Source organism: Streptomonospora halophila (assembly GCF_039542725.1).
Lineage (GTDB): Bacteria > Actinomycetota > Actinomycetes > Streptosporangiales > Streptosporangiaceae > Streptomonospora > Streptomonospora halophila.
This window is the reverse complement of record NZ_BAABIK010000004.1, coordinates 96,126-111,781: the sequence shown is the minus strand read 5'-3', so window position 1 is coordinate 111,781 and position 15,656 is coordinate 96,126. Positions and strand designations below refer to the sequence as shown.

Genomic DNA, 15,656 nt, shown 5'->3' with positions numbered 1-15,656 from the left:
TTGCCACCCGCTCGCACAAGGGGAATGAACGTCCCGTGACCCTGCCCGGCCACCGCACTCTCTCCGCGGCCGCCTTGGTCGGCGTCCTCGCACTGACCAGCGCATGCGGCAGCGACAACGCCCTCCGAAACGGCCAGCGGCCGCCCGCGGTCCCCGACGACATCGCCTGCTTCGACGGCAGCCTCTCGGGGGCGGGCTCCAGCGCCCAGGAGAACGCCATGTACACCTGGGTGGCCGGCTACCAGTTAGCCTGCGAGGACGCCCTGGTCCTGTACGACTCCGTGGGTTCGGGCGCCGGCCGCAGCCAGTTCCTGCAGAACGCGGTGGACTTCGCCGGATCCGACGCCGCGCTGGACCGGCGCGAGCGCGAACGGGCCCGCGACCGCTGCGCCGGCGGCGCCCCCGCCATCAACCTCCCCGGCTACGTCGTGCCGATCGCCGTCATCTTCCAACTGGAGGGCGTCGACTCGCTGAACCTGCCGCCGGAGACCCTGGCCAAGATCTTCGACCAGCAGATCACCCGCTGGAACGACCCCGAGATCGCCGAGCACAACCCTGACGCCGACCTGCCGGACCTGCGCATCACCCCGGTCACGCGCGCCGACGACTCCGGCACCACCGAGAACTTCACCGGCTACCTCGCGGCGGCGGCGGGCGAGGCCTGGCCGCACGAGCCCGGCGGCACGTGGCCGATCAGGCCGGTCGAGGCCGCCCAGGGCAACAGCGGCATCGCCGAGGCGGTCGACGGCGGCCGCGGGACCATCGGTTACGTCGAGGCCTCGCACACCGGCGACATGCCCACCGCGTCCATCGGCGTGGGCGGCGAGTTCGTGGACGTGGCCCCGGACTCGGCGGCGCGCGTGGTCGCCTCCTCCCCCGAGGCCGAGGGCGGCCACCGGCACGACCACGCGCTGGAACTGGACTACGGCACCACCGAGGCCGGCACCTACCCGATCGTGCTCGTGACCTACGAGATCGCCTGCCTGCGCTACAGCTCGGCCGAGGACGCCGAGCGCGTGCGGTCCTTCCTGGAGTACGTGCTCAGCGCCGAGGGCCAGAAGGCCGCCTCCAAGGAGACCGGCTCGGCCCCGCTTCCCGACGACTTCCGCCGCAAACTGCTGGACGCGGTCGCGGCCATCAGCGGAGCCGAGTGAACCGGACGGACGGCACCGGTGTCCGGGATCGGCCTGTTGCGGTCCCGTTCATCCGCGATCAACGCTGATTCCCGCCCGATGGTCTAGTCTGGGGCCCTCTCAGCGGCCGCCCCCTTCGCGGACGAGCTCCGGGCCGGGACCGGGCCCCTTCGGCACCGCCCCTCGGACCGCACCGACGGCACTGCCCCTGCCCGCCGGGACGGCCGCCGGACCCGGCGGGATCACGATCGCGCCTCGGCTCCGGTCTGGATGTGCCGTGACCGGGGCCACCCGCTAGGATCAGCCGGGTTCACCCCCCTTTGTCCCTCCGACACCGAGGAAGTCCGATGAACCAGTTGCAGACGCTGACGCAGCTCGCCGTGCGCCAGCGGATCCGGATGATGGTCAACCAGTACGAGGTCCGGACGCTGCTGCCCGACGGCAGCGAGGGCGACCTGATCGCCTTCGCCCAGCAGAAGCGCCTGGCCTTCAAGGAGCAGGTGACGCTCTACACCGACGACAGCAAGCAGTACCCGGTTCTGGGCTTCAAGGCCCGCCAGGTCGTCGACCTCGGCGCGACCTACGACGTCACCGACCACAACGGGCAGCCGGTCGGCAACTTCCGCAAGGACTTCAAGCAGTCGCTGCTGCGCTCGACCTGGCACCTGGAGCAGCCGGGCCTGTTCACCGCCACCGGTCAGGAGCGCAACCAGGTGCTGGGCATCCTGCGCCGCTTCATCGACGCGGCCAAGTTCGTGCCCTACCACTTCGACTTCGTCGCGGGCGAGCACCCGATCTTCAGCATCGACAAGCGCTGGGGCATCCGCGACCGCTACACCGTCCAGATCCAGGACCCCAACGTCGACCGCCGGCTGGTCATCGCCATGGCGGTCGCCCTGGACGCGCTGCAGGCCCGCTGACCGGACCTGTCCTTCGCACCCGCGCCTTCGTGCGCGAGGGCGGCGCGGAGCGCCTCCGCCCGCCTTGCCTGCCCGCCGATCCCCTATCCCGGATTCCGGTGGGACCGGCGAACCGCCGGGCCGGCCCTGCCCCCGCCTCCCCCGCACTCCGCCCGCGCGTGCTGAACGCGTCCCGCACCGCCGCCGCGCGGCCGCCCGCCGGCCCCCACACCACCGCCGGCGTGGCTAAATCGCCCGCGATCGGCCACACTGCCGGAAGTTGCCGGCACGGACCCGGGTTGCCCGCGCGTGTCCCGACCACCTCGACCCCCTTGCAGACGGAGACCGCGTGTCCCGGGTCCCTGCCGGCAGCTGCCGGGGCGGCGGCGGTGCGGGAGCGGGGTCAGTCCCCGCCCGCCACCAGTACGCGCATCTCCGCGCCGAGGTCGCGGATCTCCAGGGTGCCCAGCCCCGCCGGGCGCAGCAGCGCCTCGTACTCGGCGGCGGTGCGCTCCCGGCCGGTCGTCATGACCATCATGTGCACGTCGAAGGCCCGCGACAGCCACGCCTGCCGGTCGTCGGGCATGACGCGCTCCAGGATGAGCAGCCGCGCCCCCGGGCCCATCGCCGCGGCGCAGTTGGCGAGGATGCGCCCGCAGGAGTCGTCGTCCCAGTTGTGCAGGACACGGCAGAGCAGATAGGCGTCGGCCGCGACGGGCACCTCGGCGAGGAAGTCGGCCCCCACCAGCTCGCAGCGTCCTTCGTCGATGTGGGAGCCGAGCCGCTCGCGCGCGCCGGCCAGCACCTGCGGACGCTCCTGCAGGACGCCGTGCATGCCCGGGTACGCCTTGAGCAGCGCGGCCAGCCGGCTTCCGTCGCCGCCCCCGATGTCGGCCACTCGCCCGGCCCGCGAGAAGTCGTAGACGGCCGGGAGCGCGTCGGCGAACGAGCCGCCGGCCGCCATGCCGGAGTCGAAGAGCGCGGCCTCGGCGGGGTGTTCGGCCAGGTAGGTGTAGACGTCGCGCCCGTACACGGACGCGAAGGCCTGGTGGCCGGTGCGCACGGAGTCGGCCAGCCCGCGCCAGGCGCCCAGGAAGAAGTCGCTGCGGTAGAGCAGCGCCAGGTCCCGCATCGAGGAGGGGTGCCGGCTGTGCAGCCGCTCGCCCATCGGCGCCAGAGCGAAGCGGCCGTCGCGCTCCTCCAGCACCTCCAGGCCCACCAGCAGCCGCAGCAGGCGCTGGAGCGGGTCGGCGGCCAGCGACAGCCCCTCGGCGAGCTCGCCCGCCGACGCCGGAGCGTCGCCCAGCCGGTCGATCACCCCCAGCCGCACCGCGGCGGCGACGGCCTCGGCCAGCCACGGCCCCATCAGCAGCCGCAGCAGCCCGTGGTCCTCGCCCTCGTCGCCGGCCATCCCGCCCCCCGTTCAGCCCTTTACCCCTGCGACCACCCCAACCGTAACGCCGCGTCGAACCGCCATCACCCCGGCACCGGGCGGCCCGCACCACCCGTCCGCCGCACCCGACCGCCGCAGCGCACCCGCCCGCGCGCCCGGCGCCCCGCCACGGCGGGCGAAGCCGCCGGGGAAGGCCGCGAAGGTGGGCCGGAGGCCGCAGACGTCTGCGGGGCGCGCGGTGCGCCTGAGCCGTACGGAACTGTCAGCACCGGGGGCTAGATTTCCCTTCGTGAGCACACGCTGGACCACCGACGACGTCTGGGCTCTCGCGCCCGACCCCTCCTCCCGCAAGGCGGCGATCAAGACCGCCAAACCCTCCCAGTGGAGCGCCACCGGCCACCGCCCCGCGAACGGCGCCGAGGCGCCCGCGGTGTGGGGCGAATGCGCCGGCAGCGGCAAGAGCGCCTACCGGGTCGTCGCCGAACTCGGCTCCCCGCCCGCCTACCGCTGCAGCTGCCCCAGCCGCAAGATCCCGTGCAAGCACACGCTGGCGCTGCTGCACCTGTGGGCCGAGGGCGGTTTCGAGACCGGTGGCGCCCCCGAGTACGCGGCCGAGTGGCTGGCCCGCCGCGCGGCCGCGCGCGAACGCCCGGCCGAACCCGCCGATCCCGAGGCGGCCGCGCGGCGCCTGGAGAAGCGCGAAGAGCGCGTGGCCGAGGGCCTGGCGGAGCTGGACCTCTGGCTGCGCGACCAGGTCGAGAGCGGTCTCGCGGCCGCACGCGGCGACGGCTACCGCCGCCTCGACTCCATGGCGGCCCGCCTGGTCGACGCCCAGGCGGGGCGGCTCGCCGACCGCGTGCGCGACCTCGGCGGCCTGGGTGCGGCCCGCGACTGGCCCGACCGCCTGCTGAGCGAGTACGCGCTGCTGCGCCTGCTGATCAGCGGCTTCCGGCGCCGCGACGAACTCCCGGACGGCATGCGCGCCACGGTCTGCGCGCGGGCGGGGCTGCCCGCCTCGGCCGACGAGTCGGCGCCCGTGCGCGACACCTGGCGGGTGCTGGGCATGTACGACTTTCCCTCCGGCCAGGTACGCAGCCGCCGCATCTGGCTGCACGGCGCCGCGACCGCGCGCACGGCCGCGCTGCTCTCCTACGCTCCGACCGGGCAGACCCCCGAGACCCCGGCGCGCCCGGGCACCGAGATCGAGGCCGACCTGGCCTTCTACCCGGCCGAGTGGCGGGCCTCGGTGGTGGCCGTGCACGCCGAGCGCACGGCGGCACCGCCGCCCGGCTCCGGCGCCGACGATGCGCTGGGCTCCTACGCCGGCGCGCTGGCCGCCGACCCCTGGCTGGAGGCGTGGCCCGTCGTCGTCAAGGGCGCCGTCCCCGTGCGCGGCGAACCGTGGCAGATCGCCGACTCCGGGGGCGCAGCGCTGCCGCTGCTCGCGGAGTGCTCGCCGTGCTGGCCGCTGGCCGCGGTGTCCGGCGGCGCGCCGGTCACCGTCGCCGGCGAGTGGACGCCCCAGGGCCTTCGGCCGCTGTCCGTGTGGGACGCCGAGGGCGGGTTCGCCGACCTCGCCCGGGCGCCGGGAGCCCTCGCCGGCACCCCGTGACCGCCTCCGCCCCGGCCGTGCGCACCGCACACCCGCACCACCGGCCGTCCGCGCCACCCCCGAAGGCGGCGCCGACCGCCGCCCGGCGTCCGCAGCACGCGAAACCTGCGTCCCGCCGTCCCCCGAGCACGGCTTGATCCGACTCCCCCACCCGCACCCGACTTCCGAGGACCGCCTCGTGACGACCTCCTCCGAGACACCCCCCGATCCCGCACCGCCGACCGCCGACTCCTGGTCCGACGTCGTCTCGGCCGCGCTCGTGGGCACCGCGCGCCGGTCCGCGCCCAGTCCCGCGGGCCTGCCGCACGTGGAGCGCGACGATCCCGCGCACACCCTGCTCGACCGCGCCGCGCTGGCCGCCGTGCGGGCCCGCGCCGGCCGCCCGGCCGACCGGGCGGCTCCCCAGGACCCCGGGGCCTTCGATCCGGCGCCGCCCGAGACCGCTCCCCTTCCGGACCCGCGCGCCGCACGCCGGCTCGCCGATCTGCTCGCCTCCGGCTCCGGCCTGCTTGCGGAGTGGCTGGAACTGGCGGCGCAGCGGGGCCTGCGGGTTCCGCCCGAGCTGCTGCCCGACCTGCTGGACCGCGGCGCGCGCGACCACAACCGCATCGGGCGGCCGCTTCTGGCGGTCGCCGGGCGGCGCGGCCTGTGGCTGGCCGGGCTCGACGCCCGCTGGGCGTATGTGCTCCGCCTCGACGAGGCGCCGCGGATCGGCGCCGAGGAGTGGCGTGCGCGGCCCGCCCAGGAGCGCCACGCACTGCTGGAGGCCCGCGAGCCGCACCTCACCGCCGACGACGAGCCGCTGCTGCAGGAGGCGATGGCCGACCGCAGCTCGCGCGTGCGGGGACTGGCCCTCGCGCTGGCGGCCCGCCTGCCCGACTCCGAACGCGGCCGCCTGCTGGCCGACTACGCCCGGGGCCACGTACGCCGGGGCTCCGACGGCACACCCGAGATCCGCCGCCCCGACCTGGCCGACGCCGTCCTCGCCCGCGCGCTGGGCGTCGAGCCCCGCGCCGACCGCGGCGGCACGCGCCGCGAGGCCCTGGAACGGCTGTGGATCCTGGTCTCCCACGCGCCGCTGGCCGTCTGGTGCGGCCACCTGGGCGAGGGGCCCGAGGACGTCGTCGCCTTCGCCGCGGGCAACGACGACGAACTGCTGGAAGCCCTCGCGAACGCGGCGGTCCTCCAGCGCGACCGGTCGTGGGCCCGCGCGCTGCTGCCCGTCGTGCTGAACCGGCTGACCGGCGAGTACGACGTGCGCGCCAGCCGCGGCTCCGCTCTGCTGGGGCTGCTGCCGCCCGACGACCAGTGCGCCTGGGCGCTGGAGTTCCTGCGCTCCGACCGCCGCATGCCCGAGGCGGCCGCCCTGCTGTCGGTCGTCGAACAGGTCGCCTGCCCGTGGAACGCCGAGCTCGCCGCTCTCGTGGCCGACACCCTCGACGGCGTCGACCGCGCCGGCTCCGCCGTGACCCGGCTGTGCGAGGTGGCCGGTTCGCGCATGCCGCCCTCCCTGCACGAACGCATCGCCGGCTCCGCCCGCCGCGGCGCGGCCGGCGACGACCGCCCCGACTCGCTCATCCGCCTCGCCGACACCCTCAGGTACCGATCCGCGATGCACAAGGAGTTCTCTTGACCGTCTCCGCCACCCCCGCCGCTCTGCGCCCGCACGCCGAGCAGAGCTTCGCCGAGGAGCTCGCCGCCCTGGAGCGCGCCGACTCCCGCACGCGCCCACCGGGCTGGCGGCTGTCGCCGTGGGCGGTCACCCGCTACATCCTGGGCGGCACGCTCGACGACGGCACCGAGATCACGCCCAAGTACATCGGCTCCCGGCGGGTGGTCGAGGTGGCCGTGGCCACGCTGGCCACCGACCGCGCCCTGCTCCTGCTGGGCGTGCCCGGCACCGCGAAGACGTGGCTGTCGGAGCACCTGGCGGCCGCCGTCACCGGCGACTCCACACTGCTGGTGCAGGGCACCGCGGGCACCGCCGAGGAGGCGATCCGCTACGGCTGGAACTACGCCCGGCTGCTGGCCGAGGGACCGTCCGAGGCGGCGCTGGTGCCCAGCCCGGTCATGACCGCCATGTCCGAGGGCCGCCTGGCCCGCGTCGAGGAGCTCACCCGCGTCCCCTCCGACGTGCAGGACGCCCTGATCACCGTGCTGTCGGAGAAGACCCTGCCTGTACCGGAGCTGGGCACCGAGGTGCAGGCCGCGCGGGGGTTCAACGTCATCGCCACGGCCAACGACCGCGACCGCGGGGTCAACGACCTCTCCAGCGCGCTGCGGCGGCGCTTCAACACGGTCGTGCTGCCGGTCCCCGACAGCGTCGAGGACGAGATCGACATCGTCAGCCGCCGGGTGGCCGCGCTCGGCCGCTCCCTGGAGCTACCCGAGGTGCCCGCGAGCCTGTCCGAGATCCGCCGGGTCGTCACGGTCTTCCGGGAGCTGCGCGAAGGCGCCACCGCCGACGGCGGCGCCAAGGTCAAGTCGCCCAGCGGCACACTGAGCACCGCCGAGGCGATCTCGGTGGTCACCAACGGCATCGCGCTGGCCGCGCACTTCGGCGACGGCACCCTGCGCCCCGCCGACGTCGCCGCGGGCATCCACGGCGCCGTGGTCCAGGACCCGGTCTCCGACGGCGTGGTGTGGCGGGAGTACCTGGAGACCGTGGCGCGCGAGCGCGACGGCTGGGACGACTTCTACCGCGCCTGCCGCGAGGTGAGCCGCTGATGGCGCCGGTCGACACCGACCGCGTGCACGTGCTGGGCGTGCGCCACCACGGCCCCGGATCGGCCCGCTCGGTCGCAGCCGAGCTGGAGCGCATCGCGCCCGAGCTGGTGCTCATCGAGGGGCCGCCCGAGGCCGACGAACTGGTCGGGCTGGTCGGCGAGCTGACACCGCCGGTCTCGCTGCTGGCCTATGTGCCCGCGGAGCCCGCGCGCGCGGCGTTCTGGCCGTTCGCGGCGTTCTCGCCGGAGTGGGCGGCGCTGCGCTACGCGGCCGAGCACGGCGTCCGGGCCCGCTTCTGCGACCTGCCCGCGGCGCACACCCTGGCCGAGGACGACCGGGCCGAAGGAGCAGACGGAAAAGGCGAAGGAGGCGGCGCGGGCGCGAACGCCAACTTGGACGCGAAGCGGCCGGAGGACGGGTCCGGCGGCGGCGCGCCCGAGGACGGGACCACCGCCCCCGACGGCGCTGAGAGCGCCGAACAGGAGCCCGGCCGCGAGGTCGCCGACCCGCTGGGCATGCTGGCCGAGGCCGCCGGCTACGACGACCCCGAGCGCTGGTGGGAGGATGTCGTCGAGGGCCGCGCGGCCGTGCCCGCCGGCTCCTCCCCCGCCGGCGCCGGGGCGCACTCCGCCGCCTCCCCCTTCCCCGCGATCGCCGAGGCCATGGCGGCGGTGCGGGCCGAGGTCGGGGCGGGCCCGGACGGGCCGGCGGGCCTGCGCGAGGCCCGCCGCGAGGCCCACATGCGCCAAGTGCTGCGCAAGGCGATGAAGTCGGTCGACGGCCGCATCGCCGTGGTCTGCGGCGCCTGGCACGTGCCCGCGCTGCTGGACCATCCCCGGGTGTCGGAGGACACCGCGCTGCTGCGCGGCCTGCCCAAGACCAAGGTGGCGGCCACCTGGATCCCCTGGACCCACGGGCGGCTGACGGCGGCCTCCGGCTACCGGGCCGGCGTGCGCTCGCCCGGCTGGTACCACCACCTGTTCACCGCGCCCGACCGCCCGGTCGAGCGCTGGCTGGCCGAGGCCGGGCGGCGGCTGCGCGAGCTGGACCAGCCGGTGTCCTCGGCTCACGTCATCGAGGCCGTGCGCCTCACCGAGGCGCTGGCCGCGCTGCGCGGGCGCCCGGCGGCCGGGCTGGAGGAGGTCGCCGACGCCGCGGAGTCGGTGCTGTGCGAGGGCGCCCGCGCGCGGGCGCACCTGCTGCACAGCCGGATGGTCGTCGGCGAGCGCATGGGCGCGGTCTCGGCGGACACGCCGCAGGTCCCGCTTCAGCGCGACCTCGCCGCCGAGCAGCGCGGTTTGCGCCTGCAGCCCAAGGCCGAGCCGCGCGACCTCGACCTGGACCTGCGCGAGGAGACCGGGCGGCGGCGCAGCGCGCTGCTGCACCGGCTGGGGCTGATCGGCGTCGAGTGGGGGCGGCCGCGCGGCGACTCCGTGCGCTCCCGCGGCACCTTCCGCGAGAGCTGGACGCTGGCCTGGCGGCCCGAGCTGGAGCTGGCGCTGATCGAGGCGGCGGTGTGGGGCACCACCGTCGAGGCCGCGGCGGACGCGCGCGTGCGGTCGCTCGCGGCGGAGGCCGCCCTGCCGGACCTGACCGCGCTGGCCGAGCGGTGCCTGCACGCCGACCTCGGCGGGGCGCTCGGCGCGGTCGTCTCGGCGCTGACCGCCCGCGCCGCCGAGGACGCCGACATCGAGCACCTCATGGCGGCCCTGCCCCCGCTGGCGCGCTCCGCCCGCTACGGCGACGTGCGCCGCAGCGACTCCGCCGCCCTGCGCGGGGTGGCCGCCCAGCTGCTGGCCCGGGTGCGGGCGGGTATCGTCCCGGCGGTGTCGGGGCTGGACGACGACGCCGCAGCGGCGATGGCCGGTGCGATCGACGGCGTGCACCGCGCCGCGGTGCTGCTGGGCGGCGACGACGAGGCCGCCTGGCTCGCGGCGCTGGAGCGGATCGCGGTACGCGAGTCGGCGCCGGGGCGGGTGTGCGGGCGGGCGAACCGGATCCTGCACGACTCCGGCCGGCTGTGCGACTCCGACCTGAGCGGCAGGCTGTCCCGCGCCGCCTCGCGCGGCACGCCGCCGACCCGCACGGCGCACTGGATCGAGGGGTTCCTCTCGGGCAGCGGCCTGCTGCTGGTGCACGACACCGCGCTGCTGGGCATCGTCGACCGCTGGCTCAACGGTCTGGGCGCCGACGCGTTCATCGAGGTGGTGCCGCTGCTGCGGCGCACCTTCGGTGCGTTCGCCGCGCCCGAGCGCCGCGCCATCGGCGACAGCGCGCGCGCCCTGGGCCGCTACGGCGAGGCGGGCGCCGCTTCGGCCGGCGACACCGTCGACGCCCGCAGGGCCGAACCCGCGGTCGCCGCAGCGGCGGGCCTGCTGGGCCTGGCCGCGGCGGGCGGGTGAGGGACCGCGGGCACGAGGGCACGGCGGCGCGCTTCGCGGCCTGGCCGCGGAGCCGCCGTCGCCGCACTCGCGCCCGCCGCACGGCGCTCGACGTCCACCGGAGGGGAGGGGCGGCGGGACCGCATCGGCGGCCGCCGCGCAGCACATGAACCAGTACACGGCAACGGCGGGAGCACGATCCATGGAAGAGGCGGCGACGCCTGCACCGGCGGCCCGGGACGGGGAGTCCGAGCGCCTGCGCCGGTGGAGGCTGGTCCTGGGCGGTGCGGCCGAGTCCTCCTGCGGCGGGCTGGGCGGCGCAGAAGGCGGCGGCACCGGGGGCGACGCCGGCATGGACGCCGCGCTGGCGGCCCTGTACAACCGCGACGGCGACGGCGGTGCGAACGGCCGCGGCGGCGGTCCGCGCAGCGCGAACCTCGGCGGCTCGGCGCCGTCCGTCGCCGACTGGCTGGCCGACATCCGCGGCTACTTCCCCTCCAGCGTGGTGCGCGTGATGCAGACCGACGCGCTGGAGCGCCTGAACCTCAAGCGCATGCTGATGGAGCCGGAGATGATGGAGGCCGTCGAGCCCGACGTCCACCTGGTCGGCACCCTGCTGTCGCTCAGCCAGGTCATGCCGGAGGCGGCCCGCGAGTCGGCGCGCGCGGTCGTGCGCAGTGTCGTGGAGGACCTGGAGCGGCGCCTGGCACAGCGCACGAGGTCGGTCGTGCAGGGGGCGCTGGACCGCTCGGCGCGCACCCACCGGCCGCGCCGGGCCGCCGACATCGACTGGAACCGCACCATCCGCCGCAACCTGGCCCACTACCTGCCCGAGTACGGCACCGTCGTACCGCAGAACCTCGTGGGCTACGCCCGGCGCAGCCGGGGCGTGCAGCGCGACGTCGTGCTGGCCATCGACCAGAGCGGCTCCATGGCCCAGTCGGTGGTCTATGCCGGGGTCTTCGGGGCGGTGCTCGCCTCGATCCGCGCGCTGAAGACCTCGATGGTCGTCTTCGACACCTCGGTCGTCGACCTGACCGACCAGCTCAGCGACCCGGTGGAGGTCCTGTTCGGCACCCGGCTGGGCGGGGGCACCGACATCAACCGGGCGCTGGCCTACTGCGAAGGGCTCATCGGCCGGCCGCAGGACTCGGTGCTGGTGCTGATCAGCGACCTCTACGAGGGCGGTGTGCGCGAGGAGATGGTGCGCCGCGTGGCGTCGATGACGGCGGCCGGCGTGCAGGTGGTCGTGCTGCTCGCCCTGTCCGACGAGGGCGCGCCGTCCTACAGCCGGGAGAACGCGGCGGCCCTCGCCGCCCTGGGCGTGCCCGCCTTCGCCTGCACCCCCGACCGGTTCCCCGACCTGATGGCCGCCGCCATCCAGGGCCGGTCGCTGAAGGCGTGGGCCGAGCAGGAGGAGACGGGCGGCGCGGAGCCGGTGTGAGTCTCCGGCGGGGCGCGGCCGGCGCGGGACCGGGGCGCGGCGCGGCGCAGTGTCCGCCGCGCCGCCGGCCGTCACATCCAGCGGCGCCACTTGAAGACGGCGTAGAGGGTCACGCTGATGCCGAGCATCAGCAGCAGCGACATCGGATAGCCCAGCACCCAGTCGATCTCGGGCATGTGCGTGAAGTTCATCCCGTAGATGCTGCCGACCAGGCTGGGCGCGAACAGGATGGCCGCCCACGCGGAGATCTTCTTGACCTGCTCGCCCTGGCGGTAGCTGGCCTCGGTGACGCGCCGCATCTCCTCGTTCTGCGCCTCGCTGACCAGCGTGGCGTTGACCGCGAGGATGCTCTGCAGCATGTCGCGGAAGCCGTCGACGCGCTCGGCGGCGATGGTGGCGTGGTCGGCGACGTCGCGAAGGTAGCGGCGGAGCTCCTCGTCGGTGCCGAAGTCCTCCAGGGCGGTGTCGAGCGAGTTCAGCATCGGCAGCAGGGGGCGGGTGGCGCGCTGGAACTCGATGACCTCGCGGGAGAGCTCGTGGATGCGCCGGGACACCGCGGGGTCGCCTTCGAAGACCTGGGTCTCGATCTCGTCGATGTCGTTCTGCAGGCCCGCGACGACCGGGGCGTAGCCGTCGACCACCGCGTCGAGGACACCGTAGAGCACCGCCTCGGGTCCGCGCGCGAGCAGTTTCGGGTCGCTCTCCAGGCGGCGGCGCACGGCCGCCAGGTCGGGGGCCTGGTTGTGCCGCACGGTCAGCACGAAGTGCCGGCCGACGAACAGGTGCAGCTCGCCGAAGCGCACCTCTTCGGCGGCGTCCAGGTAGAGGGCGGACCGGAGCACGACGAACAGGGTGTCGCCGTAGCGCTCCAGCTTGGGCCGCTGATGGGCGACGATGGCGTCCTCCACCGCCAGCTCGTGCAGCCCGAACTCCTCGGCGGCGGCCAGCAGCTGGGGGCTGGAGGGGCGCAGCAGCCCGATCCAGACCATGGCGCCCTCGTCGTCGGGGGTGCGGCGGTGCAGTTCGGCCAGGTCGCTGAGCTCGGTGGGGGCCTCCTGGCGCTCGCCGCCGAGATAGATCGCGGCGTCGATGACGCTGTCCTGCACCGGCGGGGTGGGGCCGCCTGCGGCGTCGGGCCTGGGGTCCATCGAGTACTCCGGCGGCCGGGGCCGGCTGGTCCTGCGGGACTGCTGGTTGCTCCGGATTCCGGGGAGCCAGGCCAGCGGGTTGCGTTGCGCCATGAGGTAACCCCCGCACAGGGACGTGAGCGGAATGCGGCCCGGGCGCGCGCACGCGCCCAAGTCGGAGGCCAAGCGGTCTTAGGAAGACAAAACAGGCAGTCAACTCCTTGGCTCACAGAACGACATGGCTACGATCCGACTTGACGCGGTTCCATGCTACCCGCGGGCGCGAGCGGCCCCGGCGCGTTGCCGCCGGCGCGGCGCCGTGGTCGGATGGGAGGGTGCACACCGGCAGGACGACGTGCGGGGCGGGTGCCGCCCCCGCCGCGGTACGGAGGACGGCGTGAGCGAGCCGCTGTTCGGCGCCGGCCGGGTGGAGGTCGCACCGGGCGCGGTGCACCTGCCGGGCTGGTTGGGTGCCGGCTCCCAGCGCGACCTGGTCCGGCGCTGCCGCGAGTGGGCCCGCGGCCCCGGCGGCATGGCCCGCCACCGAATGCCGCGCGGCGGAGTGATGAGCGTGCGCATGACCGCGCTGGGCTGGTTCTGGGAGCCCTACCGCTATGCGCGCACCCTGCCCGGCGGCGAACCGGTCCCGCCGTTCCCGCCGATCCTGGGCGACCTCGCCCGCGAGGGCGTGGCGGCCGCGTTCGGCGCGCCGCCCGGGCCCGGCGATCCCCCCTACGACGTCGCGCTGGTGAACTTCTACGACGCCGAGGCCCGGATGGGCATGCACCAGGACCGCGACGAGCGGGCCGACGTCCCGGTGGTCTCGCTGAGCCTGGGCGACACCTGCGTCTTCCGGTTCGGCAACACCCGCACCCGTACACGCCCCTACACCGACGTGGAGCTGGCCAGCGGCGACCTGTTCGTCTTCGGCGGCCCGGCGCGGATGGCCTACCACGGGGTGCCGCGCACCCGGCCGGGCACCGCTCCCGCCGGGCTCGGCCTGGAGGCGGGGCGGCTGAACATCACCATCCGCGCCTCGGGCCTGGAGCCGGAGTAGGGGCGCTGCCGGCCGGCCCGGGCCGCTGCCGCTCAGCCGCGGATCAGGTCGCGGATGTTGACCCACAGCAGCACCGCCACCACCACGCCGGTCGGCACCAGCAGGGAGATCCGCCAGTCGGCGGCGAAGGCCGTGATGATGCCCGCGATCACCGCCACGATCAGCGCCAGGATCGCCACGCCGGTCAGGAACGAGGTGAGCCTGCGGCGCGCGATGGCGTCGACCATGGCGAAGGCCAGCACGACGCCGATCATCGCGGGCGCGGTGTAGGTGCCGCGCAGCAGCAGCATCCCGCCCAGGGCGAAGATGAGCAGCGGCGTGCTCAGCGCCGCCCACACGTGCAGGAACCGGGTGGTGCGCTGCTCGCCGGTGGCGTAGGGCAGGTGGGGGCGGTGCAGGTGCTCGGTGGGCGAGGGGGCAACGGACCGGTCGCTGCGCAGGGCCTCGCGGCAGGAGTCGCGCTCGTCGGCCATCATCGCGCGCTTGCGGTAGACGGCTGCCAGCTCGCGCTCGTCGTCGCGGATGCGCTCGTCGTACTCGGCGGCGCGGCTGCGGGAGTGGCTTTCGTGGTTGAGCACGATGCGGGCCGCCGACAGCCGGCGCAGCGCGTCGCGGCGGCGGACGATCTCGGCGTCGGATGCGGCGATGCGCTCGTCCAGGTCGCCCAGGTGCGCGGTCAGCTCGCCGCGCGCGGCCTTCTCGGTGGGCGAGACCTTCTGCAGCCCGACCCACGCGAGCGGGTCGGCCCAGGACCAGCGGACGGTGCCGTCGCGCTCGTAGCGGGGGCCGCTGGGCGCGCGCTCGCCCTCGAAGAAGTCGCCCGTGTCGCGGCCCCACAGACCGCGGAAGCCGCGCACCCACGGGGTCTCGTCGTCGACGGTGTGGGCGGCCCATTCGCGGTCGCCGCCGGGGCCCACCCGGACGCCGTCGCCGCGGGCGTAGTCGACGAAGGGCACGCCGATGCCGTGCCGGACGATGGCGCTGTCGCTGCGGAACAGCCGCAGGGTCATCCGCCGCCACAGCCGCACGACGCCGCGCAGCACAGCGGGGTCGACCTGGATCAGGTAGTCGCCGGGCAGCATCTGGTGGGAGTGCGAGCCGGCGCCGACGAATATGACGGGGTGGTCGCCCTCGCGCCGCAGCTCCTTGTCGTCCCAGCTGCGGCGCAGGTCGTCGCCGAAGTACTCGTGGGAGGAGGCGCCGACCCACGCCGGGCGGGTGCGGCCCTGGGCGTCCTCGACGACGTAGACGGTGACCTTCTCCCAGTCGGCCTCGTGGTCGTTGACCCCGCCGTAGGTGGAGCGCCAGTCGTTCATGGCGTAGAAGAACCAGTACTGCAGCGCGGTGTAGCCGCCCTCGCGCACGACGCGGCCGTAGTAGGCCGCCGGCGCGCCTTCGCCGCCGGCGACCCGGTCCCGGTAGCGGGTGGCGGCCGCGGCGGCCACTCCGCCGGGCACGGCGCCGCGGATGAGCAGGGACAGCTTCATCAGGATGTCGACGATCCGGCCGAGGACGCCCACCGCGGCCAGGCGGCCGCTGCGCGGGATGACGCGGCGCGCGGAGCGCCGGTGGCGGCGGGCCTCGGCGCGCAGCGAGTTCTCCTGCACGAAGCGCAGGTGCTTCTCGCGGTCGGGCCACTCGCGCTCGGAGTCGGCGAGGCGGTCGAGGGTCAGCTCGCCTGCGGGAACGCCCTCGAACTCCTTTCCGTCGCCGTCCTCGCACCACAGGCTGCAGCAGCGCACGTAGGCGTCGACGTCGGCGGGGAAGAAGAGCTCGCCCCGGGTGAAGACGAGGATCGGCTCGAAGGCGCGCAGGAGTTCGAGGTCGGTTTTCGTACTCATGATCGTACCCGACCATATTGCATCCGGAGCCGCGGCCCGTAC

General features: G+C 75.3%; 11 protein-coding genes. 8 read left to right on the top strand and 3 right to left on the bottom strand.

Annotation, left to right across the window (positions count from 1 at the left end):
• Positions 1–35: 35 nt before the first annotated feature.
• Both pstS and ABEA15_RS05235 read left to right on the top strand, forming a co-directional pair.
• On the top strand, positions 36–1,154 hold the full coding sequence (gene pstS / locus ABEA15_RS05240) for a phosphate ABC transporter substrate-binding protein PstS (RefSeq protein ID WP_344143849.1): 1,119 nt from the start codon (positions 36–38) through the stop codon (positions 1,152–1,154).
• Between the two features lie 326 nt (positions 1,155–1,480).
• Complete coding sequence (locus ABEA15_RS05235; RefSeq protein WP_344143846.1) at positions 1,481–2,053, top strand: LURP-one-related family protein; 573 nt, start codon at positions 1,481–1,483, stop codon at positions 2,051–2,053.
• A 382-nt stretch (positions 2,054–2,435) separates the two neighbouring features.
• On the opposite strand, the gene ABEA15_RS05230 is transcribed toward ABEA15_RS05235, so the two are convergent.
• Positions 2,436–3,443: a methyltransferase gene (locus tag ABEA15_RS05230; RefSeq protein WP_345555698.1), complete on the bottom strand. Its 1,008-nt coding sequence runs from the start codon at positions 3,441–3,443 to the stop codon at positions 2,436–2,438.
• Positions 3,444–3,714: 271 nt separating this feature from the next.
• Here ABEA15_RS05230 and ABEA15_RS05225 point away from each other — a divergent pair, with 271 nt between their 5' ends.
• From ABEA15_RS05225 to ABEA15_RS05205, 5 genes are all read left to right on the top strand, one after another.
• A complete protein-coding gene (locus ABEA15_RS05225) occupies positions 3,715–5,037 on the top strand; it encodes an SWIM zinc finger family protein (RefSeq protein WP_345555697.1) in 1,323 nt (440 codons plus the stop codon).
• A 178-nt stretch (positions 5,038–5,215) separates the two neighbouring features.
• On the top strand, positions 5,216–6,670 hold the full coding sequence (locus ABEA15_RS05220) for a DUF5691 domain-containing protein (RefSeq protein WP_345555696.1): 1,455 nt from the start codon (positions 5,216–5,218) through the stop codon (positions 6,668–6,670).
• Positions 6,667–7,764, top strand: coding sequence for an ATP-binding protein (locus ABEA15_RS05215; protein ID WP_345555695.1), 1,098 nt, complete (start codon positions 6,667–6,669; stop codon positions 7,762–7,764). The genes ABEA15_RS05220 and ABEA15_RS05215 overlap by 4 nt, the downstream gene beginning before the upstream one ends.
• The gene (locus ABEA15_RS05210) at positions 7,764–10,166 is read left to right on the top strand and encodes a DUF5682 family protein (RefSeq protein ID WP_345555694.1); all 2,403 of its coding nucleotides are present in this window, start codon (positions 7,764–7,766) and stop codon (positions 10,164–10,166) included. The genes ABEA15_RS05215 and ABEA15_RS05210 overlap by 1 nt, the downstream gene beginning before the upstream one ends.
• A gap of 181 nt (positions 10,167–10,347) precedes the next feature.
• A complete protein-coding gene (locus ABEA15_RS05205) occupies positions 10,348–11,589 on the top strand; it encodes a VWA domain-containing protein (protein WP_345555693.1) in 1,242 nt (413 codons plus the stop codon).
• Between the two features lie 71 nt (positions 11,590–11,660).
• Here ABEA15_RS05205 and ABEA15_RS05200 read toward each other — a convergent pair whose 3' ends face one another.
• The gene (locus ABEA15_RS05200) at positions 11,661–12,830 is read right to left on the bottom strand and encodes a magnesium and cobalt transport protein CorA (protein WP_345555692.1); all 1,170 of its coding nucleotides are present in this window, start codon (positions 12,828–12,830) and stop codon (positions 11,661–11,663) included.
• A 283-nt stretch (positions 12,831–13,113) separates the two neighbouring features.
• Here ABEA15_RS05200 and ABEA15_RS05195 point away from each other — a divergent pair, with 283 nt between their 5' ends.
• Positions 13,114–13,773, top strand: a complete 660-nt coding sequence (locus ABEA15_RS05195) for an alpha-ketoglutarate-dependent dioxygenase AlkB family protein (RefSeq protein WP_344143826.1) — start codon at positions 13,114–13,116, stop codon at positions 13,771–13,773.
• A 32-nt stretch (positions 13,774–13,805) separates the two neighbouring features.
• Here the strand turns inward: ABEA15_RS05195 and ABEA15_RS05190 are convergent, their stop codons facing one another.
• Positions 13,806–15,614 (bottom strand): hypothetical protein, encoded by a 1,809-nt coding sequence (locus tag ABEA15_RS05190; RefSeq protein WP_344143823.1) that lies wholly within the window; start codon positions 15,612–15,614, stop codon positions 13,806–13,808.
• Between the last annotated feature and the right edge of the window lie 42 nt (positions 15,615–15,656).

Coding starts and splice junctions, on each gene's coding strand:
- ABEA15_RS05235 (WP_344143846.1), top strand. CDS start 1,481: ATGAACCAGTTGCAGACGCTGACGCAGCTCGCCGTGCGCCAGCGGATC.
- ABEA15_RS05230 (WP_345555698.1), bottom strand. CDS start 3,443: ATGGCCGGCGACGAGGGCGAGGACCACGGGCTGCTGCGGCTGCTGATG.
- ABEA15_RS05210 (WP_345555694.1), top strand. CDS start 7,764: ATGGCGCCGGTCGACACCGACCGCGTGCACGTGCTGGGCGTGCGCCAC.
- ABEA15_RS05205 (WP_345555693.1), top strand. CDS start 10,348: ATGGAAGAGGCGGCGACGCCTGCACCGGCGGCCCGGGACGGGGAGTCC.
- ABEA15_RS05200 (WP_345555692.1), bottom strand. CDS start 12,830: ATGGCGCAACGCAACCCGCTGGCCTGGCTCCCCGGAATCCGGAGCAAC.
- ABEA15_RS05190 (WP_344143823.1), bottom strand. CDS start 15,614: ATGAGTACGAAAACCGACCTCGAACTCCTGCGCGCCTTCGAGCCGATC.